General features: G+C 54.0%; 25 protein-coding genes. 20 read left to right on the plus strand and 5 right to left on the minus strand.

The window, feature by feature from the left end; genetic code table 11:
• Positions 1 to 73: 73 nt before the first annotated feature.
• Positions 74 to 1,426, plus strand: a complete 1,353-nt coding sequence (locus MIM_RS04345; RefSeq protein ID WP_025371543.1) for an aminotransferase-like domain-containing protein — start codon at positions 74 to 76, stop codon at positions 1,424 to 1,426.
• Positions 1,427 to 1,660: 234 nt separating this feature from the next.
• Positions 1,661 to 3,751 (plus strand): catalase, encoded by a 2,091-nt coding sequence (locus MIM_RS04350; protein ID WP_025371544.1) that lies wholly within the window; start codon positions 1,661 to 1,663, stop codon positions 3,749 to 3,751.
• Positions 3,752 to 3,854: 103 nt separating this feature from the next.
• Here MIM_RS04350 and MIM_RS21985 read toward each other — a convergent pair whose 3' ends face one another.
• Positions 3,855 to 4,373, minus strand: a complete 519-nt coding sequence (locus MIM_RS21985; RefSeq protein WP_025371545.1) for a hypothetical protein — start codon at positions 4,371 to 4,373, stop codon at positions 3,855 to 3,857.
• Between the two features lie 213 nt (positions 4,374 to 4,586).
• On the opposite strand from MIM_RS21985, the gene MIM_RS04360 reads away from it, so the two are divergent.
• The 10 genes from MIM_RS04360 (at position 4,587) to MIM_RS04405 (ending at position 13,373) form a co-directional block, all read left to right on the plus strand.
• On the plus strand, positions 4,587 to 5,957 hold the full coding sequence (locus tag MIM_RS04360; RefSeq protein WP_025371546.1) for an acyclic terpene utilization AtuA family protein: 1,371 nt from the start codon (positions 4,587 to 4,589) through the stop codon (positions 5,955 to 5,957).
• Positions 5,954 to 6,298: an AtuA-related protein gene (locus MIM_RS04365; RefSeq protein ID WP_407638129.1), complete on the plus strand. Its 345-nt coding sequence runs from the start codon at positions 5,954 to 5,956 to the stop codon at positions 6,296 to 6,298. The genes MIM_RS04360 and MIM_RS04365 overlap by 4 nt, the downstream gene beginning before the upstream one ends.
• Before the next feature lie 2 nt (positions 6,299 to 6,300).
• The gene (locus tag MIM_RS04370) at positions 6,301 to 7,269 is read left to right on the plus strand and encodes a Bug family tripartite tricarboxylate transporter substrate binding protein (RefSeq protein WP_025371548.1); all 969 of its coding nucleotides are present in this window, start codon (positions 6,301 to 6,303) and stop codon (positions 7,267 to 7,269) included.
• Between the two features lie 62 nt (positions 7,270 to 7,331).
• Positions 7,332 to 8,216 (plus strand): LysR family transcriptional regulator, encoded by an 885-nt coding sequence (locus tag MIM_RS04375; RefSeq protein ID WP_025371549.1) that lies wholly within the window; start codon positions 7,332 to 7,334, stop codon positions 8,214 to 8,216.
• Between the two features lie 247 nt (positions 8,217 to 8,463).
• Positions 8,464 to 9,138, plus strand: a complete 675-nt coding sequence (locus tag MIM_RS04380) for an RraA family protein (RefSeq protein ID WP_025371550.1) — start codon at positions 8,464 to 8,466, stop codon at positions 9,136 to 9,138.
• A 1-nt stretch (position 9,139) separates the two neighbouring features.
• Positions 9,140 to 10,363: a pyridoxal phosphate-dependent aminotransferase gene (locus MIM_RS04385; protein WP_084458914.1), complete on the plus strand. Its 1,224-nt coding sequence runs from the start codon at positions 9,140 to 9,142 to the stop codon at positions 10,361 to 10,363.
• A 26-nt stretch (positions 10,364 to 10,389) separates the two neighbouring features.
• Positions 10,390 to 11,214, plus strand: coding sequence for an ABC transporter substrate-binding protein (locus MIM_RS04390; protein WP_025371552.1), 825 nt, complete (start codon positions 10,390 to 10,392; stop codon positions 11,212 to 11,214).
• A gap of 18 nt (positions 11,215 to 11,232) precedes the next feature.
• A complete protein-coding gene (locus MIM_RS04395; RefSeq protein ID WP_025371553.1) occupies positions 11,233 to 11,937 on the plus strand; it encodes an amino acid ABC transporter permease in 705 nt (234 codons plus the stop codon).
• Between the two features lie 8 nt (positions 11,938 to 11,945).
• Positions 11,946 to 12,641 carry an amino acid ABC transporter permease gene (locus tag MIM_RS04400; protein WP_025371554.1) on the plus strand — a complete coding sequence of 232 codons (696 nt, stop codon included), beginning with the start codon at positions 11,946 to 11,948 and terminating at the stop codon, positions 12,639 to 12,641.
• Positions 12,642 to 12,650: 9 nt separating this feature from the next.
• Positions 12,651 to 13,373 (plus strand): amino acid ABC transporter ATP-binding protein, encoded by a 723-nt coding sequence (locus tag MIM_RS04405; RefSeq protein ID WP_025371555.1) that lies wholly within the window; start codon positions 12,651 to 12,653, stop codon positions 13,371 to 13,373.
• On the opposite strand, the gene MIM_RS04410 is transcribed toward MIM_RS04405, so the two are convergent.
• Positions 13,363 to 14,271: a LysR family transcriptional regulator gene (locus tag MIM_RS04410; protein WP_025371556.1), complete on the minus strand. Its 909-nt coding sequence runs from the start codon at positions 14,269 to 14,271 to the stop codon at positions 13,363 to 13,365. The two genes, MIM_RS04405 and MIM_RS04410, sit on opposite strands and share 11 nt — an antisense overlap.
• Positions 14,272 to 14,508: 237 nt before the next feature.
• On the opposite strand from MIM_RS04410, the gene MIM_RS04415 reads away from it, so the two are divergent.
• Entirely contained in the window at positions 14,509 to 15,501 is a 993-nt protein-coding gene (locus MIM_RS04415; protein ID WP_025371557.1) for a Bug family tripartite tricarboxylate transporter substrate binding protein, read from the plus strand.
• Positions 15,502 to 15,566: 65 nt separating this feature from the next.
• Here MIM_RS04415 and MIM_RS04420 read toward each other — a convergent pair whose 3' ends face one another.
• A complete protein-coding gene (locus tag MIM_RS04420) occupies positions 15,567 to 16,808 on the minus strand; it encodes a CaiB/BaiF CoA transferase family protein (RefSeq protein WP_025371558.1) in 1,242 nt (413 codons plus the stop codon).
• A gap of 214 nt (positions 16,809 to 17,022) precedes the next feature.
• Positions 17,023 to 17,496 carry a MarR family winged helix-turn-helix transcriptional regulator gene (locus MIM_RS04425; protein ID WP_158318692.1) on the minus strand — a complete coding sequence of 158 codons (474 nt, stop codon included), beginning with the start codon at positions 17,494 to 17,496 and terminating at the stop codon, positions 17,023 to 17,025.
• A 226-nt stretch (positions 17,497 to 17,722) separates the two neighbouring features.
• On the opposite strand from MIM_RS04425, the gene MIM_RS04430 reads away from it, so the two are divergent.
• From MIM_RS04430 to MIM_RS04460, 7 genes are all read left to right on the plus strand, one after another.
• Positions 17,723 to 18,667, plus strand: coding sequence for an NAD(P)H-dependent flavin oxidoreductase (locus MIM_RS04430; protein WP_025371560.1), 945 nt, complete (start codon positions 17,723 to 17,725; stop codon positions 18,665 to 18,667).
• 46 nt (positions 18,668 to 18,713) lie between these two features.
• Positions 18,714 to 19,439 carry an enoyl-CoA hydratase/isomerase family protein gene (locus tag MIM_RS04435; RefSeq protein WP_025371561.1) on the plus strand — a complete coding sequence of 242 codons (726 nt, stop codon included), beginning with the start codon at positions 18,714 to 18,716 and terminating at the stop codon, positions 19,437 to 19,439.
• Between the two features lie 11 nt (positions 19,440 to 19,450).
• Positions 19,451 to 20,647 (plus strand): CaiB/BaiF CoA transferase family protein, encoded by a 1,197-nt coding sequence (locus MIM_RS04440; protein ID WP_025371562.1) that lies wholly within the window; start codon positions 19,451 to 19,453, stop codon positions 20,645 to 20,647.
• Between the two features lie 111 nt (positions 20,648 to 20,758).
• Complete coding sequence (locus tag MIM_RS04445) at positions 20,759 to 21,745, plus strand: Bug family tripartite tricarboxylate transporter substrate binding protein (RefSeq protein WP_025371563.1); 987 nt, start codon at positions 20,759 to 20,761, stop codon at positions 21,743 to 21,745.
• A gap of 11 nt (positions 21,746 to 21,756) precedes the next feature.
• On the plus strand, positions 21,757 to 22,515 hold the full coding sequence (locus tag MIM_RS04450) for an enoyl-CoA hydratase/isomerase family protein (RefSeq protein ID WP_025371564.1): 759 nt from the start codon (positions 21,757 to 21,759) through the stop codon (positions 22,513 to 22,515).
• Between the two features lie 2 nt (positions 22,516 to 22,517).
• Positions 22,518 to 24,149, plus strand: coding sequence for an AMP-binding protein (locus MIM_RS04455; RefSeq protein ID WP_025371565.1), 1,632 nt, complete (start codon positions 22,518 to 22,520; stop codon positions 24,147 to 24,149).
• Positions 24,146 to 25,090 (plus strand): hydroxymethylglutaryl-CoA lyase, encoded by a 945-nt coding sequence (locus tag MIM_RS04460; RefSeq protein ID WP_025371566.1) that lies wholly within the window; start codon positions 24,146 to 24,148, stop codon positions 25,088 to 25,090. The genes MIM_RS04455 and MIM_RS04460 overlap by 4 nt, the downstream gene beginning before the upstream one ends.
• Before the next feature lie 87 nt (positions 25,091 to 25,177).
• Here the strand turns inward: MIM_RS04460 and MIM_RS04465 are convergent, their stop codons facing one another.
• Positions 25,178 to 26,293 (minus strand): NAD(P)/FAD-dependent oxidoreductase, encoded by a 1,116-nt coding sequence (locus MIM_RS04465; protein ID WP_025371567.1) that lies wholly within the window; start codon positions 26,291 to 26,293, stop codon positions 25,178 to 25,180.
• Positions 26,294 to 26,308 lie beyond the last annotated feature (15 nt).

Here is a 26,308-nt window from a genome sequence, read left to right on the forward strand (position 1 = left end):
GAAATGTGTGGACACTGTACCTGTATGTGTAAGGGTACAGTTATTGTGCGAAGCACCATATAACGGAACGAGAATGAGTAAAATCAATAGTATTGTCGAGCACTTGCTTCTTGCCATACAGAATGGCAACCTGAAAAGCGGTCAGAAGTTGATGTCTATCCGCGTTGCCCGTGAGCATTTCAATGTGTCGAAGAACACCATGATCGATGTCTATGACCGACTCGTTTCCCTGGGTCATATCACGGCCCGACCTGGCTCCGGTTATTACGTCAGCAGTTTAAGTAAAAGGCAGAACAGAAACAGTACAACGCACATTGCTGAAGCAGTCGATGCCATATCGTTGTTGCGGGAACAATTGAATCAGACCTATCGTATCCGTGTTGGAGATGGCAGACCTCCATCATCATGGATGAGTCAGTTCGACTTTGATATGAGGCTCAAAATACCGAATGATAGTAAATATGGCTACGGGCATCCCATGGGTTTCGCACCGTTGCGTGAAGCGATCGCGCAAAATCTCATAGAGAGATCTATTCAGGCATCGGCTGATCAGGTTTTGCTCACCTTCGGTGCTAACCATGCGATGGACTTGATTATCAAACAGTTTCTTTCTCCGGGCGATACGGTCCTTGTCGATAGCCCGGGGTACTATCCTTTGTTTGCGAAACTCAAGCTGTACAAAATCAGAATGATTGGCGTTAAGCGCGCTGGCACAGGCCCCGATACAGCTGATCTGGAAGACAAAGCCAGACTACATCGTGCAAAGCTGTTTTTTACGCAAACACTGGGCCACAATCCGACCGGTGGCAGTGCAACCCTGGCCACACAATATCAGGTGCTCAAGCTGGCTGAAAAATATGATTTCAGGGTCGTCGAGAATGATGCGTTTGCGGACTTGCTGCCGCCCGGTGTGCCTCGTATGGCTAGCCTGGACCAGTTGGATCGTATATTGTATATAGGCACTTTTTCCAAGACACTGTCGGCCAGTTTTCGGGTTGGCTATGTGGCCGGCAGACAGACCTTGATTGATTCTCTTTGTAATATAAAAATGCTTACTGTAGTCACGACTTCAGATTATCTTGAGCGATGGCTTTACAGTTTGATCGCTAATGGACAATATCTGAAGCACTTACGGCGACTCAGGCCAATGCTCGAGCAGGCGGCAGCCCAGGCGTTGAATAATTTCTCCGAATTGGGATTTCATGTTCCTTATCAGTCAGAGGGAACCTATTACATGTGGCTCGAATTGCCGGCTGATTTGGATGATATTCAAGTGGCTCGCCAGGCAGCCGAAGAGGGCATTTTCCTGGCACCGGGAACATTGTTTTATCCGGAGAAAAAAACCAGTCAAAAACCAGCCCTGAGAGTGAATGTCGCCTATGCCAATGATCACGATTTTCTGGCATTTCTGAGAAAACTGCTTTGAGAGAACAGCACCTGTCGGGTAGCATAGAACAGTGTCGTTGCGCACGGCAACGAATGGACAACCGTTAATATCTGTCAAGGCACCTTCCCATGCATCGTGCCTGCTTCCTGACGTTAGGAAGTATGTCATACTGAGACGCGTTACCTCTCTATCTTGTAGCAAAAAGCGTCATCTCTTCCGTTATCCGTTTTCGTTTCAACTGATCATTATTCACGTCCTTTCAAGGAGACACTAATGAAGGCAAGTTCGAAAAAATCGGCATCAAGCCCCGCCAATAGGGCCAAAGATGAAGTTGGCAATGCAGGAGAACTACAACAGCAGGCGGGCGGTACACACCCGGTTATGACCACTCAGCAGGGCATTGCGATCAGCGACAACCAGAATTCATTGCGCGCAACCCCACGTGGTCCGACGTTGCTGGAAGACTTTGTGCTCCGGGAAAAAATCACGCATTTCGATCACGAACGTATTCCAGAGCGCATTGTTCATGCACGCGGCACGGGGGCACACGGCTACTTTGAATTGACCCAATCCCTGTCCAAATATACGACCGCGCGCATTCTGACCGAGAAGAATGTACAGACGCCGGTATTCTGTCGCATCTCCACCGTAGCCGGTGGCAGCGGCTCGGTAGATACGCCTCGCGATGTGCGCGGCTTTGCCGTGAAGTTCTATACGCAGGAAGGGAACTGGGATCTGGTCGGCAATAACATCCCTGTATTTTTTATTCAGGATGCCATGAAATTTCCGGATCTGATTCATGCGGTGAAAATGGAACCGGATCGCGGCTTTCCTCAAGCGGCCAGCGCACACGATACCTTCTGGGATTTCATCTCACTCATGCCCGAGTCCATGCATATGGTCATGTGGGCCATGAGTGATCGCGCCATTCCGCGTTCATTGCGCATGATCGAAGGCTTCGGTATTCACAGTTTCCGGCTGGTGAACAAGGATGGTGAAAGCACCTTCGTCAAGTTCCACTGGCGTCCCAAAATCGGTCTGCAGTCTACGGTGTGGGATGAAGCCGTTAAACTGGCCGGGGCCGATCCCGATTTTCATCGTCGCGATTTCTTTGAAGCGATTCAGAACGGCACCTTTCCCGAGTGGGAACTGGGTGTTCAGTTGTTTACGCAGGAGCAGGCCGATACATTCGCATTTGATCATCTGGATTCAACCAAACTGATTCCTGAAGAATTGGTGCCACTCACCATCATCGGGCGGATGGTGCTGAATCGCTGGCCGGATAACTTTTTTGCCGAAACCGAACAGGTGGCATTCTGTCCTGCCAATATCGTACCTGGCATTGATTTTTCCGATGATCCGTTATTACAGGGACGGCTGTTTTCTTATCTGGATACGCAATTATCACGATTGGGTGGATCCAATTTTGCCCAGATCCCGGTTAATGCCCCTAAATGTCCGTTCCAGAATACGCAGCGCGACGGCCATATGCAAATGCAGCCGCAAAAGGGGCGAACGGCATACGAACCACAAAGTCTGGACCCGAATGCCACACGCGCCAGCATCAAAACGGGCTTTCATAGTGCCGCGGTGCAAACCGACGGCGCCAAATCCCGTATTCGTTCGGAAAGCTTTGCTGATCATTACAGTCAGGCACGGATGTTCTATCGTAGCCAATCTGAAGTAGAACAGGCGCATCTGGCATCTGCTCTGGTTTTTGAATTGTCCAAGGTTGAAACGGAGCATGTACGCCTGGCCGTCATCAGCCAGTTGCGCACAGTCGACGAGAGTCTGGCAAAGCGCGTGGGCGATGGTCTGGGTCTCAAATCGCTGCCGGCAGCAGTCAAGCCGGTGGTGCCTGTGCAGGACATGGCGTTGTCTCCTGCCTTGCGTCTGATCGATCGCATGAAAGATACGCTGGAAGGGCGCTGTATCGGTATTTTGGTTGCCGATGGATCCAATAACGAGAGTATCAATGCGATGAAGAGTGCGCTGGATAAGGCCGGCGCTGCGGTGAAACTGCTTGCACAAAAACGTGGCGTGACACTGAAGGACGGCAGTTACGTGACAGTGGACGGCCAGCTTGCCGGGACACCGTCCATCGTCTTCGATGGCGTAGTCAGCATTCTGCCTATGGCCGAAGCGGAAAAACTGGCGCATGAGGCAGCGGCCGTCGACTGGTTCCGCGATGCATTCGGCCATCTGAAAGCCATTGCGGCTTGCAAGGGAACGCATAAGATCCTGGAAGCGGCCGGCATCAAACCCGATGCAGGCGTAGTGGCGCCCGAGGATATCAAAGCGTTTATTAAATTGGCTAAAACCAGGCAGTGGGAGCGTGAACCTACGTTGCGTACTCTAGCCTGACCGTCTGATCCGTTCATGTAAATGACAAGACCAGGGATAGTGCATCTGCCTCTGGTCTTGTTCGTTCCGGCTATCGCACCGCCTGTGATCTGGTGTCGCGGATTCAGGCCAGTGAGTCCTGGTCAGTGGCCTGTGCTGGATTCGGCTTTTTAGCGTGGGTGAGTACATGGCTGGCCTGCGGTTGCTCCAGCGTTTCCTGCAAGGTCCATTCCCGGCCTGTATGACGCAGCAGAAAATACACCTTCTGATGGCGAGGTACTGAGCGAGCTTCAAGACGTTGTACCTGTTCCGGTCGATCCAGATGCACGGCATACATGATACGAATAAAAGTATCGGCGTGTCTGGGTACCTGACTGGCCGCTTCCCATGCCTGCAATTGTGATTCAGTGAGTGCCAGGCGTTTACAAAGCACCGCCGCCGTGATGCGCAGCTCTGTGCACAGATAGCGAAATTCAGCGCCGGAGAGGGGCACACTTTTTACGCAGAGTGCACTGCAAATAATCCTCTTTAATCCCTGGGGTTGATGGACGACGATGTTCCTGCCATTTCTGGTTTCCTTTATCCGATAACCATTGATAAGCCAGACGTTCTGCAGGCCACCTTCAGCAAATGGATGCATCATCAATCCCCATCAGTCTTTTTTTCGACGAAGTCTTTTTAAAAAGTATACAGGAGTGATCCCGGATATGACAATTTGAAGACAGATTGTCGTCTTGCGGACATCCCTGATTAATACTATTTATTTATCAATTAATCAAAATAATCAATTTAATCTTTCAATTGAAATTCAATAGAATAAATATCATGCTATTTCATACGTCATCAGGGAGGAGAGATGCAAAGTCTGCTTATAGGCTGTGGGGCCGGTTTTTCAGGCGATCGCATTGACGCTGCCCAGGCGGTGGTCAGGACGCTGATTGCACGCGGGCAGCCTGCCGTACTGATCTTCGAGATGCTGGCTGAGCGCACGCTGGCCCTGGGCCAGTTAGCCAAAAACCAGAATCCGGCGCTTGGCTACGAGCCATTACTGCAGGAGGTATTGGCCCCCATTCTGCGTGATTGCATCGCCCACCACATCCCCATCGTCAGCAATTTCGGTGCCGCCAATCCCGTTGCGGCGGCCAGGGCCATTCAGGCATTGGCTCTTGAACAGAATCTGGCTGGCCTGAATATTGCAGTGGTAGAAGGCGATGACATCCTGGCGAACGTGGATCTTTCCCGTCTGCAGATTTGGGAAGGCGATCGTGAGCTGGCTGTTGATGCCGGCGATCCGATAGCGGCCAATGTATATCTGGGGGCCAGAGGCATTGCCGACGCGCTTGCTGATGGCGCGCAGATTGTGATTACCGGCAGAGTGGCCGATCCGGCGCTCACGCTGGGACCTGCCATGGCCCATTTCAATTGGGATTGGCAGGATTGGGACCGACTGGCTGCGGCAACACTGGCGGGACATCTGCTGGAATGCGGCTCACAGGTCACGGGAGGGTATTTTGCGGATCCCGGTTACAAGGATGTGCCGGATCTGGCCAATGTCGGCTTTCCTATTGCGGAACTGTTTGCAGACGGGCGCATTATTATCGGCAAGGCGGACCACACTGGCGGCGCCGTTAACCTGCAGACAGTGAAAGAACAAATGCTGTACGAAATACATGATCCTGCCTGTTATATGACGCCCGATGTCGTTCTTGATATTACCCAGGTACAGATTGATCAGATTGCACCGGATCGGGTGGCGCTTACCGGTGCGCGTGGCGCACCTAGGCCGGGCACGCTCAAGGCGACGGTGTCGTTCATGGGAGACTGGTTCGGTGAAGGCGAGATTTCCTATGCCGGCCCCAATGCGGGCGCGCGCGCAAAACTTGCCGCAGACATTCTGGGCGAACGCGCAAAGCAACTGACGCAGCCCTGCCGTTTTCGGCGTGATCTGCTGGGCGTGGTGAGCGTACTGGATTCCGATACAGCGACGCTGCGCGACAGTCTGCCACTCGATCAGGTCACGGATGTGCGTCTGCGGCTGGCCGTTAATGCGCCGGACAAAACAACGGTGGAGCGCATGATGCATGAGGTCAATGCTTTGTATTGTTGCGGGCCGGCAGGCGGCGGCGGAGTCCGGACCAGTGTCAAAAGCAGTGTGCGCACCGTGTCGTACCTGGTCCCGCGTGAGCTGGTACAGGAAAGCTGGCGTTATGTGGCAGGAGAGGCATGATGAGCAAATGGATAAAGTTGCATGAGATTGCGCATGCGCGGGCCGGTGACAAGGGTAACCGTTTGAATATCAGCCTGATACCGTATGACCCGGTGCACTGGCCGCTGTTGCTGGAGCAGGTGAGCGCGGAAAAAGTCAAGGCATGGTTTGCGCATCGCGGCGCAACACAGGTGGTGCGTTACGAGTTGCCCAATCTGCAAGCATTGAATTTCGTTATTGATAATGTGCTTGAAGGGGGCGTGAACACCAGCCTTAATCTTGACAAACATGGAAAATCAAATTCGTTTCGGCTGCTGGATATGGCGATACAGGTCGAAACTCAAAAAGGAGACAAGCAATGACAATGAATTATTTCAGATCCCGGATCGTGCTGGCGCTTGCCGGCATCACACTGGCAGCAGGCAGCGCCATGGCGGCCTATCCCGACAGGCCGATCACATTTGTGGTGCCGTTCGGCGCGGGCAGTGGTACCGATAAACTGGCCAGGGTATTGGCGGAGGAAGTGTCCAGGCAGGTGGGGCAGACCGTTGTGGTGGAAAATAAGGGTGGGGCCAGTGGCTTTATTGCCGCACAGGACATTGCCCGGGCCAAGCCTGATGGCTATCGTATCTTTGTGACGTCCAATACCACGCATGCGAGCAATTCGGCATTATTCAAAAAGTTGCCGTATGATCCGGTCGGGGACTTTGCTCCCATCTCCAAACTGGGCAATATCCCGCTGGTGCTGGTGGTTAACCCGCAAAGCATTCCCGCCAAAACAGTACCGGAATTCATTGAGCATCTGCAGCAGAATCCCGATAAAGTGTTTTTTGGCAGTGGCAGCACGTCTGCCCGAATTGGCGGCGAGTTGTTCAAAATTCTGACCAACACCAAAATCAGCAATGTGGATTACAAAAGTAATCCACAAGCGGTAGTGGATACGGTTGGCGGCCAGATTCAGATGATGATTGCCGATGCCGCGACCACATTGCCTTTGGCGCGTGATGGTAAATTGCGTGCGCTGGCCGTTTCTACCAGCAAGCGTACCGAGATCGCGCCTGATCTGCCGACGCTGGCCGAATCCGGAGTGAAAGGCTATGAAATGGTGGCCTGGTTTGCCTCCTATGCGCCTGCCGGCACGCCCGATGATGTGATCAAGACGCTGAATCAGGCCTTCGTCAAAACGCTGAGCGACCCGAAAGTGGTGAAAAATCTTCAGGTCCAGGGCATTGAAGCCGAGGCCAGTTCGCCGGAAGAGCTGGCCGCATTCCAGAAAGCCGAGACCGAAAAGTGGGTAGATATCGTCGCCAAGGCCGGTGTTGAAGTACGATAGCAGTTGTCGGGGTGGTTGCTGCGTGCGCCACCCAATCAACTACCGGGCTATCCATTTCATTTGTGAATCTTTCCACCAAACACCTGAAAGCCTTTAAGGCGCTGGCAACTGAAAAGAACTTTACCAAGGCGGCCAGCCAATGCCATCTGACGCAACCGGCGCTGAGCGTGCTGATCCAGAATCTGGAAGAGCAGGTGGGCGCCAAACTGTTTGAGCGCAATACGCGCAATGTCATGCTTACGCCGGAAGGGCTGCTGTTTGACGCGTTCGCAGACAAACTGCTGGATGACTTCGAACATGCGCTTAGCGAGTTGCAGCAGCATGTCTCCAAAAAGGCCGGGCACGTGACGGTGGCGGCATTGCCCTCGGTGACGGTCGGCAGCCTGATCCCCGCGGTGGCGAAGTTTAACAGCGTGTACCCGGGGGTGTCGGTGGCGTTTATTGATGTTACCGCCGATGAGTGTCTGAATCTGGTCAAGGCGCGTAAGGCTGATTTTGCGGTGACGTTCATGGGCGAACAGCATCCGGAGCTGATCAGTGAGCCATTGTGCTCCGATTCGTTCTATGTCGTCTGTTCTGCAGATCATCCGCTGGCTGCCAGAAAGCAACTGCGCCAGCAGGATATGCTGGCGTATCCTGTGATCCAGTTCGTGCGCAGCACCAGTATCCGGCAGCATCTGGATGCTTCGTTCTATCCTGAAAAACTGATCACCCATATGGAAGTGTCCAATTTGTCGACCGTAGCAGGCTTGGTGGCCAACAATATGGGCATTTCCATTGTGCCCGGCCTGTCCTTGTTTCTATACAACAAGCCGGCCATTGCCGTTATTCCTCTGGAGCTGGAAGTACCTCATCGGATGATTTCACTTGTGCAGGCACGCGATCGCGTGCAATCGGTTGCCGCCCAGGCACTGATTACGCATTTGAAAGAGACGATCAGCACCTAGGAGTTTCCCTAGGGTGCGATAGGGGCTTTTTAAGAATGCACCAAATAAGGGCGGATGGTTAACCCCAAGCTGAAAAAACGGCCGACAGGTTAACCTTTTGAAATTCAGGGGAATAAAGCCCAGTGACTGGATACAAAGTACATCTATCGGTAGCTATATTCCTTTTAGGAATTATTCGTCACGCATTAAATTCCCTTTAAGAAAATAAACGGACTGGGCATGATGCTGTCATCAAGGAGTAAACAAGATGACATTGCAAGACTTTTCTACCCGGATCAATCCCTCCAGTCCCGTGCTAGAGCCGGGCATAGCCGCTGCTCTGCAGCAAATCGTAACCCCGCATCTGAGTGACAATCTGCATCGACAAGTGGGCGTCGTCGGACTCAAACGCTACAACCAGACAGGCAAATTGGTGGGAACCGCCGTTACCGTTAAAACGCGTGCAGGCGACAATCTGTATATATACAAGGCCATGACCATGCTTGAGCCAGGTCACGTACTGGTCATTGATGCTGCCGGCGATGTAAGTAACGCCTGCATTGGCGAGATCATGAAGAAGTATCTGCAGCAACGTGAATGTGCCGGCGTTATTGTCAATGGCGCTATACGTGATGTCGCCGCTTTTGAGAACGACAACTTCCCGTGCTATGCCAGGGGAAATGTGCACCGTGGCCCCTACAAGGAAGGTCCGGGCCAGATCAATGTGCCGGTCAGTATCGGGGGGCAGGTGATCGAGCCGGGTGATGTGATTGTTGCCGACGAAGATGGGATTGTCTGCTTTCCGGTAGAACAGGCTCCGGCGCTGATTGCAGCGGCCACTGCGCATGCGCACAAAGAAGAAAAAATCATGAATGAAATTGCCTCGGGTGCGACAGAGCAAAGCTGGCTGCATCCGGTGCTTGCTGCCAAGGGACTGTCCTGATATGACGACGATGATGACAAGCACGGGTTCGTTACTGGCGCAGCGGATGCAATGGATCAAGGCATCGCCCAGCATGGCTGCAAAGAAGAAAGTAGATACGCTGCGAGCGGCTGGCAAAAAGATTGTTGACTTTACCATCGGTGAACCTGATCTTGCGACGCCGGAACATATTGCCAACGCAGCGGTGCAGGCAATCCGGCACGGCGCGACCAAATACACCGCGTCTGCGGGTGTCCCCGAATTGTTGCATGCTGTAGCGCAAAAATTTGAACGTGAAAACGGCCTTCGCTACACGACCGATCAGCTCATTGTTGGTACCGGTGCCAAGCAGTTGATCTATACCGCGCTGGCAGCTTCGCTGAACGACAGCGATGAGGTGATTATTCCGGCGCCCTACTGGGTCTCTTACCCTGACATGGTCACGCTCAATGGCGGCAAACCGGTCATGCTTGCCAGCACTGCCGAATCCGGATTCAAGGTCACGGCAGCGCAGCTGGAACAGGCGATTAATGACAAAACCAAGTGGCTTTTGTTAAACAGTCCGAATAATCCGTCAGGCTCCATGTATACCGCCGCAGAGTTTCGTGATATTGCAGCAGTTCTTGAGCGTCATCCTCACGTCTATCTGATGATAGATGAAATATACGAACATTTCAGCTACGACGCTGCGTATGTCTCGCTGGCCACTTACAGCGAAACGCTGCGGGAACGCACATTGGTTGTTAATGGTGTTTCCAAGGCATATGCCATGACGGGCTGGCGTATTGGATATGCTGCGGGCCCGGCTTTTTTGATCAAGGCAATGACAACCCTGATATCGCAGACAACCTCCTGCGCCAGCGAGCCCAGCCAGCGCGCTGCCGTCGCTGCGCTGACAGAGGATCAGGCCTGCGTGCGGGAAGCCTGCCGCATTTTTCGTGAACGCCGTGATGTGATTGTGCCTTTGCTCAATGCAATCGATGGCTTCGTCTGCGCCGTACCGCAAGGTGCATTCTATGTGTTTCCGAGCGTCAAGGGGCTGTTGGGCAAACGCACGCCTGATGGCACGACCCTTGCTACTGATCTTGATGTAGTGCATTACCTGTTGGACCACGCCGGTGTGGCAGTGCTTGACGGCACTGCTTATGGCACGCCGGGTTTTATAAGAATCAGTTTTGCGACCAATTTGGATATCATCAGAGAAGGGTGCGAAAAGATTGCATCTGCTTGCAGCCAACTCGTCTAACAATGCAATTTGCCAGGGAAATGATTATGAAATTGAAAAACCTTTTGACTCTTTTGCCATTTGTCATGGCATGTGCCAATGTTGCGCAGGCCGACAGTCTGGATACGATTAAAGAACGCGGCACGCTCGTTTGCGGCACGCTTGGCACGTCTGAGCCATTCAGTTTCCAGGATCCCAAGACGCGCCAGGTGGTGGGCTATGAAGTGGATCTGTGCAAGGAAATCGCCGAAAGCATCGGTGTCAAGCTGGAGGTCAAAATGATTTCGGTGGCCGCTCGTATTCCTGAACTGGCAGCAGGTCGTGTGGACGTGGTTGCCGCCAACCTGGGCTGGTCGGCGGATCGTGCCAAGCAAATTGATTATAGTTATGCCGACTATGTCAGCCCGCAGAAGATATTGATTCGTCAGGCAGACGCCGACAAACTGAAGAAAAACGCCGATCTGGCCGGTAAGCGCGTGAGCGCGGTAAGTGGTTCTTCGTCTGAAGCGGGTGCAAAACGCCTGATTCCGGATGTGACGACAGTTACGTTCAAAGATCCGCCAACAGCGTTTGTTGCGCTTCAGCAGAGAAAAGTGGACGGCTTCGTTGGGTCCGAGTTGATGCTGCTGAAATTCGAGCAGGGTGCACAGAAAACACCGGTCAGGCTCAGCATGATCGAAGATCCGTTGTTTACCGAGCCATGGGGTTTGGGCGTTAAAAAAGGGGAAACGGCACTGCTTGGCAAGATCAACGAAACGATGGCCGGACTTGAGCAATCAGGCAAGGCACAGCAAATCTTCGATCGCTGGTTCGGTCCGCAGACTGAGTTCCATACCAAGCGGATCTTCAAGATGGAAGAGATCAAAGGCTAGGGCGCAGGTAGCGGGTATATGAACTACACACTGGATTTCGCTTCGCTGCTTGACGGCCAGTACCCATGGCTCGTGCTACAGGGCGTATTGACAACGTTGAAAATGACATTGCTGGCCTGGCTGATTGCCTTCGGCCTTGGCAGTGTTCTGACGGTGGTACGTACACTCAATATCCGGGTGGTCAATTATCTGATTGCCGTATATGTGGCCTTTCACCGGAATGTGCCTATGCTGGTTCATATCCTGTTCTGGTACTTTGGGGTGGCCTCGATTGTGCCCGAGGCCATCAACGATGCCATCAATATCATTGGCGGCGAGTTCTTCTATTCAACCATTGCCATTGGCCTGGTGACCGCCGCTTACGTGACTGAAGACTTGCGCAGCGCGATCCGGTCGATACCGGCAGGTCAGATGGAGGCATCCAGAACGCTGGGTTTGAATTATCTGCAATCGATGCGAAAAGTGATTTTGCCGCTGGCGTTTGTGGTCTCCATTCCTACACTTACGAATCAGACCCTGTTGCTGTTCAAAAACACCAGCCTTGCCATGGCTATCGGCCTGATCGAGCTGACAGGCGCTGGCCGCGAAATTGAGTCGGCGACGTTCAAAACCTTCGAAATTTATTTGGTCGTCACCGTGATCTATCTGCTTATTTCGCTATGCCTGATGTTTATCGGCGCGGGTTTGTCCAGAAAGACCGCCTTTTGTGAAAAACGGTCTTAGGAAATAGCATGTTTGAAATACTTTCCGATAACTGGCTGTTGCTGCTGGTTGGACAATATCCCCAGGGTCCGTTGGGTGGGCTGGCAGCAACCATCGTGCTGGCCTTGCTCAGTCTGGTGTTTTCTTTTCCTTTGGGGATTGTGCTGGCGCTGTGCCGGATTAGCCCGGTACGGATGTTGTACTGGCCGGCCACCGCCGTGGTGTATGTCGTACGCGGACTGCCGTTGATTATGTTTATATTCTGGGCCTATTTCATGGTGCCGGTGATTATCAATCGACCCGTTGCCGGTACGACCACCATGGTAGTGGCACTGGTGTTTTATGAGAGCGCTTATATTTCCGAGATTGTCCGCAGTGGCATCCAGGCATTGCCTGCGGGGCAGATGGAGGCAGGACGCTCGCTCGGTCTGAGCTACTTTCAGACGATGCGCAAAGTCGTTTTGCCGCAGGCCCTGTTCAATACGATTCCAAGCATTTTGAGTCAGTTTATTTCAACCGTGAAAGAGACGTCGTTGGGATTTGTCATCAGCGTGCATGAGCTGACCTTTGCCGCAAGCCAGATTAACAATATATTGCTGACCCGCCCGTTTGAAGTATTCGGTTTGCTGGCACTAACTTACTTTTTTCTCAATCTGATTCTGGTGGGACTGGTGAAAGTGGTTGAGACGCGGATTGAACATAGCCGCATAGCATTTGAGGGATAGGAGTTTGGAATGATTCAGTTTAACAACGTGTCCAAGTGGTACGGCCAATATCAGGCCTTGTGCGACGTCACAGCCAGAGTGTCCCAGGGTGAAGTGCTGGTGGTGTGTGGACCTTCCGGCTCGGGTAAGTCTACACTGATTCGCACCGTCAATCGGCTTGAACCGATACAGGCGGGTTCCATCATTGTGGATGAGCAGGATGTGAATGCCTGCAAATCAATAGACGCGTTGCGTAGTCATATCGGGTTTGTGTTTCAGCAGTTCAACCTGTTTCCCCATATGAGCGTACTGGATAATCTGATGATGGCGCCGGTCCTGTTGAAACGCAGCGATAAAGCGGCAGCGCGAGCGAAGGCCACATCGCTGCTGGAACGGGTGGGCCTTGGCCATAAAGCCGCTGCGTTTCCTGGACAACTGTCAGGCGGGCAGCAGCAACGGGTCGCTATTGCCCGGGCACTGGCAATGAATCCAAAAATCATGCTGTTTGATGAACCCACCAGCGCGCTGGACCCGGAAATGGTCAATGAGGTATTGCAGGTGATGAAGTCGCTGGCCACAGAAGGCATGACGATGATTTGCGTGACACACGAAATGAATTTTGCGCGGGAGGTTGCCGATACGATCTGGTTCATGGATGCCGGCGCCATTGTCGAGCAGGCGGCGCCGGCAGCGTTTTTTACCCGGCCTCAGACCGAGCGTGCACGCAAATTCCTGGCCGATATCAGGCATTGATACCGCTGCCATAGGGGATGCTGAAATTACAGACATCCCTGGCCAGCGTGGCCACTTCCTTGTAGAGCATGGCATTGGCATTTTTTGCATACATGGCACAGTAAAGGGATCTGGGCGGGGCTTTGGATGTTTTCATCACCGCGAGCTTGCGGCTGGTGACCAGCGGGTGGAAATAGTCGATGGGCAGGCAACAGATGCCGAATCCGGCAACGGTCAATCCAGCCATAGCCAGCAGGCTGTTGATCGTAAAAAGGTTTTGTTCTGCCGTATAGGGATGCAGCCAATCGTCATACAGGGAGTTGAGACCCGACTCCATGTCCTGGCGGATCAGCGACATTTCTGAAATGTCCTGTGGCGTATAGACCCGGTCACTTGTGATCATGCCGGGACTACCGACCCAGGCGAAATTGACGTAATCAAGGGGATACTGCTCCAGCAATGGGGATCTGAATTCATTATGCAGAAAAGCCATATCCAGTTGTCCTTTGAGCAGGTTCTGCAGCAATTCTGCTGCCATGCCTGTTTTGGGGCTGACCGTGAGTTTGGGAAAGAGGATGCGCAGTTGTGCCATCAGGTCGGGAAGCCAGGTCATGGCCGTGATTTCGGTAATGCCCAGGCGCAATATGCCCGAAAACGTGTGGTGGCCTTTGAGTTTCATCAGCATCACATCGCGTTGCGTCAGCAGTTCGGAGGCCATCTCTACCATTTCCTGGCCTTTGGGGGTTAGCGTGGCCTTGTGGCCACTGCGATCAAAAATGTTTACATCGAAATCGGATTCCAGCTCCTGGATGCGCTTGGTAATGGCTGATTGGGTTGTATTCAGGCGTTGGGCGGCGCTGGCAAAACTACCCAGTTGCACCACCCAGTAAAGGGCTTCGATTTGTTTGAATGTAAGCATAGTGACTCAGGATTGTGTGGCAGGTGTGCAATATGTTTCGTATCCGGAGAAACGAAAGGGGAGACAAAATTGATTCCCTAAAAGAATCATTATTATCAATCAATATTATTTTTTTTCAAACTCAATCATGGCCGCCAGGGCGTCCATCCATATTAATAGCCATCGCCCTGACAGCAGCGGGCGGTGCATCTGACATCGAATTGTGGCGGCCTGCCACTCAAATAAAGGAGATTATTTATGACAGCAAGCAAGACATTCAAACCTTTTTATATGGCAGCCCTGGCGGGCGTGCTTACGTCTATTACTGTGCCAGCGACGGTGCATGCAGAGGCGTTCCCGGACCATGCCATCAAGCTGGTGGTGCCCTGGTCGCCAGGTGGCGCAACCGATGTGCTGGGGCGCATCCTGGCTAAGGGCATGGCAGCGCAGTTGAAGCAGACCGTAGTAGTGGAAAACAAGGCGGGCGCTGGCGGTAATATTGGTACAAGCTCATTTGTGCGGGAGAAAGCCGACGGCTATTCGCTGCTGGTAGCGACCAGTTCCACGAATGCCGCCAACCCACATTTGTACAAGCGTCTGGGGTTTGATGCGCAAAAGGATTTTGCGCCGGTCGCATTCGTGGCCAATATTCCAAATGTACTTGAGGTGCCTAAAGGCTCGCGCTTTACTTCTGCCACTGATCTGCTGAAGTTCGCCAGGGAAAAGCCCGGCGAACTCAATTATGGTTCCGCCGGTGTGGGCTCATCCCAGCATCTGGCTACGTCGCAACTGCAGCACCTGACAGGCGCCAGCTTTACCCATATTCCGTACAAGGGCAGTGGCCCTGCCGTCAGCGACCTGCTGGGCAAGCAACTTGATTTCATGATCGATACAGGTTCCATGGCGCAGGTAAAAGGCGGCAATCTGACTGCCCTGGCGGTTGCGTCGACCAAACGCATTCCCTTCCTGCCTGATGTGCCCACCTTTGAAGAGGTTGGCGTCAAAGGTATGATTGCTTCTGCGTGGTACGGCATTGTTGCACCGGCAGGTACGCCGCCGGAGGTTGTGGATACGCTGAACAAGGCGATCAATAATGCGCTGAAAGATCCGCAAACCCGTGCCCAGTTGGAAGGGATGGGGGCGCAGGTTGTCGAAGGAGACAATACGGCGGCCGAGTTTGGCACGTTCATGCAATCTGAAATTACGCGTTACGGCCAATTGGTGGAATTGTCAGGCGCTAAGCCAGAGTAATAATGGCTGATAGCCGGGCGGTGTGCAACTACAGCGCCCGGTTTGATCCATGTCTTGCAAGGCGTTTAACCAACGCTGGCTTGCTCGCCCGGATCGCTTTGGTAGGCTTCGCCAGCCTGCAGCATACTCGTGATCTCTTTTGTGCATAAACCGGCCTCGAGCAGAATTTGCCGTGTATGCTCGCCAATCAGCGGCGCATGATGTCGCAACGTTGGAGAAAAACCGGTCATGCTGATCGGGACATTCAGGTGCCGGATAGTGCCCTGGGTGGGATGTTGCCGCTTTTCTACCAGGCCAACGTCGGCAATATGCGGATCCGTCAGCAGAGATGAAATAGTGTGGCAGGGCATACAAGGGATGTCATACCGGGTGAGTTGCTCCAGCCAGTATTGCGTATTGCATTTGGCAATTTCCCGGGCGCGCAGCGCAAAGAAATCGGCAATATGATCAATTCGATTAATGGCGCGATTAAAGCGAGGATCGGATTTGAGCTGCGGTAAGCCAAACGCATCGAACAGGGCCAATACCTGTGCGTCGGTATTGGTCGTAATGCAGATATAGCCGTCGCTGGTTTTGACCGGGCGGGCATTTTCGTCAAGCAAGCGTTTGTCACCGCTAGGCGAGATTGGCGGGTCAAACGATTCGCCGTATAAATGCTCGCTCAGCACCAGTGTTGCGTAGCTTTCAAACATCGGTACTTCAATCTCCCGCGGACCGGGATCGCGGGTTTGTGCATAGAGCGCGACCATAATGGTATTGGCAACCATAAGGGCCGCCGTTCGATCTACCACTACATACGGCACGTAGCGCGGTTCGCTGCCATTGTGTGCAAACAGCGATGCCAGCGCGGTCGCTCCCTGCAAAATGGAATCATAGGCGGGACGATTGGCGTAGCGCCCCTGGCTGCCGAAGCCGACGATATTGCAATAAATGAGGTCGGGATTGAGACTGCTTAGTGCACTGAACGAAATGCCCAGGCGGGCCATGGCGTCTGCCCGCATATTGTGGATGACAATATGCGATTGCGCGGCAAGTTTCATAAACGCCGACTTGCCCCGTTCCGCTTTCAGGTTCAGGCTGATGCTGCGTTTGTTGCGGTTCATGTGCATGAACTTTCCCGACATGCCCGGGGTGGGGGAGTGACCGGAAATCCAGCGAATGATGTCGCCCGACTGCGGCTCCAGCTTGATCACGTCTGCGCCGTAATCGGCCAGCGTTTGCGTGGCATAGGGGCCGACGACGGCAGAGGTCAGGTCCAGAATGCGGATGCCGGCCAGTGGCAGGGATTGGGGTGTGTTGTTATCCATGGGACGTAGCCGGGTCCGCGCCTGCTGGTAAACGTGTGGTCGCTATCACGATTGTCATTCCTCCTGAATATAATATAGTTTTTATCAGCCATATTATATGGTTGATAAATGAAACTATATCACGTTTGGGAAAGTTGTCATGATGTGATGCTGCTGTATTGCCCTGTCATGTGCAATAGCCGGTATGACAGGGGCGGGACGGCCACTGCGCGTGTCAGGCGCCTTTTTTTCCACCCGGCTGTAAATCCATCAGAATTTTCGTACGAAAAATCAACTTGTCGACGATCGTATCAAACATCTCTTTTTCCTGCGGTGTTAATACATCCAGGATTTCGTTATTTCTGCGCAGGGCGATCGGAAACGCACTGGCGTAGAGCTTTTCGCCTTCTTCCGAGAGTGACAGCTGGATGCTGCGACCATCACGGTCACTGTTTTTACGCTGGATCAGCCCACGCTCTGACAAACTGGCCACGGCCTTGCTGGCGCGGCTTTTATCAATATTGGCTTCTTTTGCCAATGTTTTCAATGACATGGGAGCAAAGGCGGCGAGCAGGCCGATAAAACGCCAGCTCTGCTTATCCAGACCGAACAGGTCCTGGTTGATGGATTCTGCCAGCGTGCTGCTTAAAAACGCCAATCGGTTCAGGCGATACGAAAACAGTTCTTTGATGTTTTCAGGTTGCTTCATGATGATTATCGTCTTCTGGTTACCAATGGGCTTAATCATGCGGTATGTGATAAAAAAAATCAACAAAAATGGTTGAATTAAGAAACTATCTGGTTTACGATTTAAATAATGGTTGAAAAAATCAACTAGTTTGCCGGATGACCCTGCTCATTGTGCCTTGTGGGGCAGCCGGCAATGCCAGACAACTAACACTCATTTCTACTTATTGTTCGCAGGTGGACGCCGCATGAAAACCCGTATTACCCAAATGTTGAATATTGAATATCCGATTATCCAGGCAGGCATGAGCTGGGCATCCTCCAGCGCAGCGTTGCCGATAGCGGTCTCCAATGCGGGTGGGTTGGGCATGATTGCTGCCGGACCGATGTATGAGCAGGATTTTCGTCAGGTGCTGCAAGCGGTTCGCGCCGGTACCGATAAACCATTTGCGGTGAATATTCCGCTATACCGGCCAGGCGCACAGGCCTTTCTGGACATGGCCTATGAGTTTCGGGTTCCGGTTATTTTCGCTTCGCAGGGTGGGCCCAAAGCCCATCTCGCCCGTTTTCGCGAGATCGGGACAAAGTGGGTACACGTCGTGTCTACGCTGGAGCATGCAGGCAAGGCCGCTGCCGCGGGTGTGGATGCGCTGGCGGTGGTGGGCACCGAGGCTGGCGGACATCCACCGGCCAATGAGGTGAGCTCTCTGGTTATTGTGCGCAAGGCAGCCCGCGATTTTGCCTTGCCGATCGTGGGCGGCGGTGGTGTCGCTGACGGTTATGGCATTGCGGCCATGCTCGCGCTGGGCGCCGATGCGGTGCAGCTGGGTACGCGCTTTCTGATGACTGAAGAGGCCAGCGTACACGATGCCTATAAGTCTGTGGCGCTCGCAACGGGTGTAGACGGAACCGATCTGGTGGGACGCAAGGGTTTGCCGGTCAGAATGATTCGCAATGATTTTGCCGCGCATATGCAGCAGGTTGACCAGTCTGGCTGCGACAAAGCGGCATACGAAGCCGAATTCAAAAAAAGTACCTTGCGGCAGGCGGCGCTGGATGGCGATGTGGCCTGGGGCAAAGTGGAAGTGGGCCAATCGGCCGGGCTGGTGGAAAGCATTATGTCTGTCCGTCAGCTCATGCAGCAGCTTGTTGCTGAACTGAATGATGCGCGGCGTGTGCTGAGCGAAATATAAACCGCCTGCAATGAAAGATACATTTTATGAAAGAAAGGAAATAGACATGTCTGTGTTGCTGACAGAAATTGAGAATCATGTTCTGACCATTACTTTGAATCGGCCGGAAAAACACAATGCACTAAATACGGCGCTAACCCAGGCCTTGCTTGATGCCTTGAGGGTTGCAGAGCATGACCCGCAAGTGCGGGCGATTATCGTGCATGGCCAGGGCAAGTCCTTCTGCGCCGGCGCCGATATCGGAGAATTTTCCAGCCTGACGCCGGACGCCACGAATCAGGTACTGGATCGTGCCGATCTGACCACTTCATTGCATTTGTCATTTTCAAAAATTGCCAAGCCGATTATTGCGGCGGTCCATGGCAATGCGCTGGGTGGTGGCGCCGGGCTGGCGCTTGCCTGCGACCTGGTCGTGATGGCCGAGGATGCGCGCTTTGGCTATCCCGAACTGAAGCACGGGATTGTTGCGGCAGTGGTGCTGGCCAATCTGGTGCGGCAACTGGGACAAAAGAAGGCCTTTGAACTGGTCGCGATGGCCGAGCCGGTCAGTGGGCAACGTGCCTTTGAGCTTGATTTGGTCAATCGGGTTTGCCCGGCTGAAGAGGTGCTGGGCGAGGCTCGCCGCTACGCTGAAAAACTGGCTGGCTGGAGTCCCGTCGCGATGGCTACAACTAAACGTACGTTCTATCGTGCAGCAGACCTGGCGCTGGAAGAGGCACTGGCGGTAGGGCGCGATGCCAACGTCATGATGCGCGGGTTCAGTAAAAAATGAAGGGAAACACGATGCGACCACTGGAAGGGTTGAAAATACTCGATTTGTCACGGGTGCTGGCATGTCCGTTTGCCTCGATGATTCTTGCCGAAATGGGCGCACAGGTGATCAAGGTGGAGCAGCCGGTCACCGGTGATGAAACGCGCCATTTTGAGCCGCGAGTGACAGGAGAAAACGGCAGCGAATCGGCCTATTTTTTTGCCTTTAACCGCAGCAAGCAATCCATCACCGTTAATCTGCGTACGCCGGAGGGGCAGAAAATAATCAGGGATCTGGCGCGCGAGGCCGATGTGTTCCTGGAGAATTTCCCTGTGGATACCCTGAAAAAATACAGCCTGCACTACGATGCCATCAGGGAACACAATAGTGACATCGTCTATGTGTCGTGTACGGGCTTTGGCATGACAGGGCCCTACGCACCACGCAAAGGGTACGACACGGTCTTTCAGGCGATGGGCGGCATCATGAGCCTGACCGGTGAACGTGGTGGCGGTCCTGTCAAACCGGGCTTGCCCGTGGCTGACCTGACCTCCGGCTTATGGGTGGTGATCGCAATTCTGACGGCAGTTGTCGGGAAAGATCGTTCCGGTCATGGCTGTCACGTGGATTTTTCCATGTTCGACGGGCAGGTAGGGCTGCTGTCACTGGCCGCTGCCCGTTACTTCACGCTGGGTGAGGTGCCGGCCCGGCTGGGTACCGAACATCCGGGGCGTGTGCCTTCCGCAGCCTTCGAATGTGCTGACGGCAGGTGGGTACAGATTACCGGCAGCGATCAGCACTGGAAACCATTATGTGAACTGCTTGGGCTGGATCAGTGGGCGCAGGATGAGGTGCTGGCAAAAAATATCGAGCGGGTAAAGCGACGCGACGAGGTGATGCATGGGTTGCAGCAGGCCATTGGCAAGCTGGAACGTGCCCGTCTGTGCCAACTGTGCGACGAACGTGGTGTACCGGCAGGGCCGATATTATCGGTGGACGAGATTTTTGCCGATGCCCATGTGGCAAGCCGGGAGCTGGTACAGCGCTTTGCTCACCCTCAGGTGGGCGAATTCGAAGGGATTGCCGTGCCGTTCAAGTTTACTGGGTACGACGATCCGGTCATGGGGCGACCACCCCTGCTTGGCGAACACACAGATCACATCCTTATGGAAAAGCTCGGGCTCACTCAGGAGCAAATCCAGGGGTTGCGGCAACTGAAGGCAATTTGATATGACGGCTGGCATATCCGCCTATAGGCTTGCGGATCTGTCCTTATAAGGCCATTTTTCGACTGATGCAACATTTCGACTGATGCAAAATCAGCCACACAGGAGACGACGATGTTCAATCATTTTTCCCGCAGCAGCCGGCTGTTTGCCGGTGCAATAACGATACTGGCGGTGGGCGTTATGCATACCGCAAAGGCAGCCGGTTTTCCGGATAAGCCGATTACGTTCATCAACCCTTATGCGGCCGGTGGGCCGGCTGATATTCTGGCGCGCATTGTGGCAAAGCAAATGAGTGAGGCGCTGGGTCAGAGCATCATTATTCAAAGCAAACCCGGTGGCGGTGCAAGCATCGGTGCCGAGTATGTTGCCCGCGCCAAACCCGATGGCTATACCGTGCTGTTCGGCACAGCGGCCGCGCATGTGGTAACGCCCTTGATGCAGAAGGTCCCGTATGATGGCCTCAAAGACTTCACCTTTGTCGGCATGGTCGGTAATATTCCAAATGTGTTAACGGTAGCGGCCGATTCAGGTTTGACATCAGTTGATGAGCTGATCAAGGATAGTCAGGCCAATCCTGAAAAATATACCTATGCATCGGCTGGCAACGGTAGTTCACCGCATTTGACGGGCGAGAATTTCAAACAGAAGACGCAAGCCAGATTGCTGCACGTACCTTACAAGGGCGCAGCACCAGCGTCAACAGACCTGGCCGGCGGACTGGTGAAGGTCGGGTTTCTGAACCTGCCGGCAGTGCTGCCATTTATTAAGCAGGGCAAACTGCATGCCTTGGCGATTGCTGCAAATAAACGTTCGCCTGCCTTGCCTGATGTGCCGACGATGGATGAACTGGGCTATGACGGCTTCAAAGGGTCCAGCTGGTATAGCATGGCCGTGCCGGCCAATACACCCAAAGACGTAGTGGATACGCTATATGGCGCATTGAAGAAAGTATCGGAAAATCCCGATACGATTGCTATGTATGAAAAGCAGGGCGTTGAACCGTTTCTGATGGACAGCAAAACGGCAAGTGACTTTGTTGCACAGGACCGGGAAAGAATAGAAAAGCTGCTGAATGCAGCCAATATCACGAACCAATAAGGATACGACAAATGTCATATGAAACGATTGCACTGACGGTAGAGGAAAATGGTGTAGCCACTGTGCTGTTAAATCGTCCGCAAAGCAGAAATGCGCTGAATGTGAAAATGTGTGCCGAACTGGTTAGCGTCACCGAGCAGATCGAACAGGATGAGCGCATCCGCGTGGTCGTTTTTCGGGGAGCGGGTCCGGCGTTTTGTGCGGGCGCTGATCTCAAAGAGCGCAAGGATATGACATTGTCCGATATGACGGCCCGGCGGGTGGCCGGCTTTGCTGCCTATGATGCGATTGAAAAAATGTCGCGTCCTGCCATTGCGCTGGTGCACGGCCCGGCCTTCGGTTCTGGTTGTGAAATTATCGCCGCATGCGACTTTGCCTGGGCTACGCCCGAGGCCACCTTCCGCTACCCCGAAGTGAGCTGGGGTACAGTGGGTGCAACCCAGCGTATCAGCCGGATTGCCGGGGTTCGCGTCGCCAAGGAACTGCTCTTCAGTGGTCGCATTTTTGATGCGCAGGAAGCGCGCGAGTATGGCCTTATAAATCGGATCGTCCCAGCTGAGACTATCGCAGAACAACTGATGCAGATGGCAGGCGATATTGCAAATGCAAAACCGCTGACAGTCAGGCTGACCAAGCATTGCATCAATGCAGGTGTTGAGACCACCCGCGAAGGGGCCATGGCAATAGAGTTGCTGGCCATTGAAAAGAACCTGCGTCACAGTGACTGGAAGTCTGCCATCTCCACATTCGGCAGCACAAAAGGAGAATGATCATGTTGCCCAGAGGCAGGATCCTGAGCGAAGTGCTGGCCGAGACCGCAGCAGCCTATCCCGACCACGATGCATTTATCGATAATGATTCGCGCGAAACCTGGCGGAGCTTGTCTGTCAGGGTAGATCGAACGGCCGCTGCATTATGGCAACGTGGCGTGCGCAAGGGCGATCATGTGGCAGTGATGCTGGGCAATAGTGTGCAATGGCTGCAGACCTTCTTTGCATGCGCCCGCATCGGTGCCGTGACCGTACCCATCAATACGCGTTTTAAGCAGGAGGAACTGGCCTTCTGCCTGAAGCAGGCAGATGTGAAAACCATCGTGTTGACAGAAACATTCCTGGGCATTGATTTTGCGGCGTTGCTGGCCGCGGTGGAGCCCGCCCTGGCGACGGGGCTGCCCGGCGAAGCGTTGCCAACGCTGACTCAGGCGCTGATGTTTGATACATCAGCCGTGCCACCCGGGGCAATCAATTTTGACCAGCTGATTGCAAGTGTGAATGATGACGATATCGAAGCCTGCCAGACACAAAGCGGCACAGTCAGCCCGGATGATATCCTGCTGATTCAATATACTTCCGGCACAACGTCATTTCCAAAAGGCGTCATGCTCAGCCACGACAATATGCTCTCGGACGCGTACGCGGTATCGCTGCGTATGGGTATTAAGCCAGAGGACCGCTATTTCAGTATCCGGCCGTTCTTCCATGTGGCCGGCTCTACCTTATCGATACTGGTGTCCCTGAGTACCGGCTGCTGTTTGCTTACCTTGCCCAAATTCGATGTGTCGCTTGCGCTGGCCATGCTGCAGCGGGAGAAGTGTACGCTCACTTCAGGCAACGACACAATTTTTCTGATGCTGATGGGTCATCCGGAATTTGATGCATCGACCTTGCATTTGCGTGGTGGGTGGGCCGCCGCCGGTCCCGAGGTGATGCAGAAAATTCATGATCAGATGAACGTGCCGCATCTGTGCAATGCCTATGGGCTGTCGGAAGCCTCGCCCAATGTGGTCATGTCCGGCTGGGATGATCCTTTGCCGTTGCGTACTGAAGGCTGGGCGCTACCGCACACGGGGGTGCGGGTACGGATCATCGACGCGAACACAAGTGAAATTTTACCGCCAGGCGAGGCCGGCGAGATTCAGGTTAAGGGGTGGAGTGTGATGCACGGGTATTACAACATGCCCGACGTGACCGCCCGCACGTTCACCGAGGACGGCTGGCTTAAGACCGGGGACCTGGGCAAAATGGATCGGGCCGGGCGCCTGAAGATGGTGGGACGTTTAAAGGACATCTTTCGGGTTGGGGGCGAGAACGTGGCCCCTACGGAAGTTGAGGGATTTATTCTGCTGCACGAAGCGATCGCACTGGCTCAGGTGGTGGGCGTGCCCGACGAGCGACTGGGCGAGGTACCGGCCGCTTTCGTGGTTCTGAAACAGGGTTATAGCTGCACGCCGGATGAGCTGATTGCCTGGTGTAAGCCGCGTATTGCAAATTTCAAGGTGCCACGCTACGTTCGGGTGGTGGACAGTTTCGAGGATATCGGTATGACCGGCAGTTCAAAAGTACAGAAAAACAAACTGCGAGCACATGCCATCAGCCTGCTGGGCCTGGCGGAGTCAGCAAAATGAGCGAAATCGTTATTTGTGAATGCTTTGCCCGGGATGGCCTGCAACACGAGCCTGTCATGTTGCCACTGGCCACCAAAATCGCTCTGATCGATCGCTTTACCGATATGGGACTGACCCGGATCGAAGCCACGTCCTATTCCAATCCCAAGGTGATTCCGCAGTTTGCCGATGCCAGCGACGTCCTCGCAGGCATTCGCAGGGCACCCGGCGTGTTCTACAAGGCAACCTGCGCCAACGTGCGGGCCGTGGAGCGCGCGCTGATCGATTCTGGCAAGGGCTTTGGGGCCAACGAGATCAGCCTGCTGGTCTCGGCCACCGATAGCCATTCGCTGAAAAACCTGAAGCGCACGCGCGCCGACCAGTGGCAGAATATTGCGGACATGGTTGCTGCTGCCAGCGGTCAATATCGTCTGGTGGGCACGATTTCCATGGCGTTTGGCTGTCCATTTGAAGGACGGGTCAGCGAATCGGACGTGCTGAAGGACGTGGAAAAGTTCAGTAATGCCGGTGTGGAACTGGTGGCGCTGGGCGATACCACGGGCATGGCGGTGCCGGCAGCAACGCAGCGGCTGTTCAGCGCCGTGCTTCGCGAGTTCCCGCAAATTGTACCGGTTGCGCATTTTCATGACTCCCGGGGCACGGGTATGGTCAATTACCTGGCTGCCTATGAGAGCGGCGTGCGGTATTTTGATTGCTCTATGGGAGGCGTAGGTGGCCATCCAACCGAGGTGAAATATGGCGGCGGCTTTACCGGCAATGTCTGCACCGAAGACTGGGTTAATCTGCTTGAGTCCATGGGCGTGAACACGGGCATCGATCTGCAGCGCCTGCTGGAAGGCTCCGCGTATTGCGAATCTGTGCTGGGACGAGCCCTGCATTCGAAAGTGGCCTTGAGCGGGCTTAATCCGTTGCTGAAATCGACCGCAAGGCAGGCCAGCTGATTCCGGCGGTCGCTTGCGTTGCGGACGGCAGCCGTCCGCGCCCCGGGCTTAAATGTGAGATGTATAACGGGACGACGGCTGTGGCTATCAGGAAAACCGTGCCGGCGACAGACCTTGATACCGCGGATTCTCTGCATTGTCGGCAATCACCTCTGCCAGATACTGGCCCGAGGCCGGCCCCAACTGGAAGCCGCTGGATGAAAAACCACAAGCGTAATATAAATTATCCACCGAGGCACTGGGCCCGATGATGCAGGTGTGGTCTGGCGCATAGCCATCAATCCCGGACCAGGCCCGGGTAATGCTCACATTGTTGAGAAATGGAAACAGATCGGTCACGATGCGGGCGCTGTTGGCTAATCGTGAAAAATCCAGCTCTGCGTAATTTTGTCCGGTATCGGCGTCACATTCCAGCGCGCCGCCGATCACCACGGTGCCATTGGCAAACTGCTTGAACGACAGGCCGCGACTGGTCGCGCCCAATACCGGATTGATAAAGTGGGGCACGCGCTGAGTCACCATGAGCATCAGGCCGCCGGGCGTGACCGGTATCTCGTCGCCACAAAGGCGCGCCAGTTCCGGGGTCCAGGCGCCGGCGCACAGCAGCAGTTTTTCGCCGACGATGGTTTGTTCTGGCGTGCTGACGCGCCAGTGATTGCCGCTATGTTCTATCGCCTTCACAGGTGATTGTTCCCGGATGTCTGCGTGCAGCAGGCGAGCCTGCCGGGCAAATGCCTGTACGATCAGGTAGGGGAAGGCAAAGCCATCGGTGCTAACCCACAGCGCACCCTGAACGTGCGCGGCAATGGCCGGCACGATTTGTCTTACCTGATCCTGGTCTATCAGTTTTTCGTGGTCAAATCCGTGCCGCGCAAGTAAATTGTGGCGTTCCTGCAGTTTTTGCATGTCCTGCACGGATTCGGCTACCTTGATTTGTCCCGTTCGAACAAAGGCACCGTCAAAACCATGCAGAAAATCAAGCGTTTGCCATAATTCGGAGGACGCCAGCGAAAGGGGGATCTCCGGTACTACCCGTCCCAGCGTTCGCACGCCGCCGGCGTTCACGCCCGAGGCGCTGCGTCCGCAGTAATCGCGTTCAAGAAGGACGACCGAGAGCCCTTTCTTTGCCAGGAAATAGGCCGAGGCAACGCCATGAATACCCCCGCCGACAATAATCACATCACATTTGGCATGGAGGTTCATGCGTTGCCCCTGACC

It is taken from the genome of Advenella mimigardefordensis DPN7, from assembly GCF_000521505.1.
GTDB classification, from domain to species: Bacteria; Pseudomonadota; Gammaproteobacteria; order Burkholderiales; family Burkholderiaceae_B; genus Advenella; species Advenella mimigardefordensis.

What these genes read in the sequence shown, in the direction of transcription:
- MIM_RS04445 (WP_025371563.1), top strand. Translation starts at nt 20,759, where the DNA reads ATGTTCAATCATTTTTCCCGCAGCAGCCGGCTGTTTGCCGGTGCAATA.
- MIM_RS04430 (WP_025371560.1), top strand. Translation starts at nt 17,723, where the DNA reads ATGAAAACCCGTATTACCCAAATGTTGAATATTGAATATCCGATTATC.
- MIM_RS04370 (WP_025371548.1), top strand. Translation starts at nt 6,301, where the DNA reads ATGAATTATTTCAGATCCCGGATCGTGCTGGCGCTTGCCGGCATCACA.
- MIM_RS04450 (WP_025371564.1), top strand. Translation starts at nt 21,757, where the DNA reads ATGTCATATGAAACGATTGCACTGACGGTAGAGGAAAATGGTGTAGCC.
- MIM_RS04455 (WP_025371565.1), top strand. Translation starts at nt 22,518, where the DNA reads ATGTTGCCCAGAGGCAGGATCCTGAGCGAAGTGCTGGCCGAGACCGCA.
- MIM_RS04425 (WP_158318692.1), bottom strand. Translation starts at nt 17,496, where the DNA reads ATGAAGCAACCTGAAAACATCAAAGAACTGTTTTCGTATCGCCTGAAC.
- MIM_RS04400 (WP_025371554.1), top strand. Translation starts at nt 11,946, where the DNA reads ATGTTTGAAATACTTTCCGATAACTGGCTGTTGCTGCTGGTTGGACAA.
- MIM_RS04360 (WP_025371546.1), top strand. Translation starts at nt 4,587, where the DNA reads ATGCAAAGTCTGCTTATAGGCTGTGGGGCCGGTTTTTCAGGCGATCGC.
- MIM_RS04385 (WP_084458914.1), top strand. Translation starts at nt 9,140, where the DNA reads ATGACGACGATGATGACAAGCACGGGTTCGTTACTGGCGCAGCGGATG.
- MIM_RS04390 (WP_025371552.1), top strand. Translation starts at nt 10,390, where the DNA reads ATGAAATTGAAAAACCTTTTGACTCTTTTGCCATTTGTCATGGCATGT.
- MIM_RS04415 (WP_025371557.1), top strand. Translation starts at nt 14,509, where the DNA reads ATGACAGCAAGCAAGACATTCAAACCTTTTTATATGGCAGCCCTGGCG.
- MIM_RS04395 (WP_025371553.1), top strand. Translation starts at nt 11,233, where the DNA reads ATGAACTACACACTGGATTTCGCTTCGCTGCTTGACGGCCAGTACCCA.
- MIM_RS04460 (WP_025371566.1), top strand. Translation starts at nt 24,146, where the DNA reads ATGAGCGAAATCGTTATTTGTGAATGCTTTGCCCGGGATGGCCTGCAA.
- MIM_RS04435 (WP_025371561.1), top strand. Translation starts at nt 18,714, where the DNA reads ATGTCTGTGTTGCTGACAGAAATTGAGAATCATGTTCTGACCATTACT.
- MIM_RS04440 (WP_025371562.1), top strand. Translation starts at nt 19,451, where the DNA reads ATGCGACCACTGGAAGGGTTGAAAATACTCGATTTGTCACGGGTGCTG.
- MIM_RS04465 (WP_025371567.1), bottom strand. Translation starts at nt 26,293, where the DNA reads ATGAACCTCCATGCCAAATGTGATGTGATTATTGTCGGCGGGGGTATT.
- MIM_RS04365 (WP_407638129.1), top strand. Translation starts at nt 5,954, where the DNA reads ATGATGAGCAAATGGATAAAGTTGCATGAGATTGCGCATGCGCGGGCC.
- MIM_RS21985 (WP_025371545.1), bottom strand. Translation starts at nt 4,373, where the DNA reads ATGATGCATCCATTTGCTGAAGGTGGCCTGCAGAACGTCTGGCTTATC.
- MIM_RS04380 (WP_025371550.1), top strand. Translation starts at nt 8,464, where the DNA reads ATGACATTGCAAGACTTTTCTACCCGGATCAATCCCTCCAGTCCCGTG.
- MIM_RS04410 (WP_025371556.1), bottom strand. Translation starts at nt 14,271, where the DNA reads ATGCTTACATTCAAACAAATCGAAGCCCTTTACTGGGTGGTGCAACTG.
- MIM_RS04350 (WP_025371544.1), top strand. Translation starts at nt 1,661, where the DNA reads ATGAAGGCAAGTTCGAAAAAATCGGCATCAAGCCCCGCCAATAGGGCC.
- MIM_RS04345 (WP_025371543.1), top strand. Translation starts at nt 74, where the DNA reads ATGAGTAAAATCAATAGTATTGTCGAGCACTTGCTTCTTGCCATACAG.
- MIM_RS04405 (WP_025371555.1), top strand. Translation starts at nt 12,651, where the DNA reads ATGATTCAGTTTAACAACGTGTCCAAGTGGTACGGCCAATATCAGGCC.
- MIM_RS04420 (WP_025371558.1), bottom strand. Translation starts at nt 16,808, where the DNA reads ATGGATAACAACACACCCCAATCCCTGCCACTGGCCGGCATCCGCATT.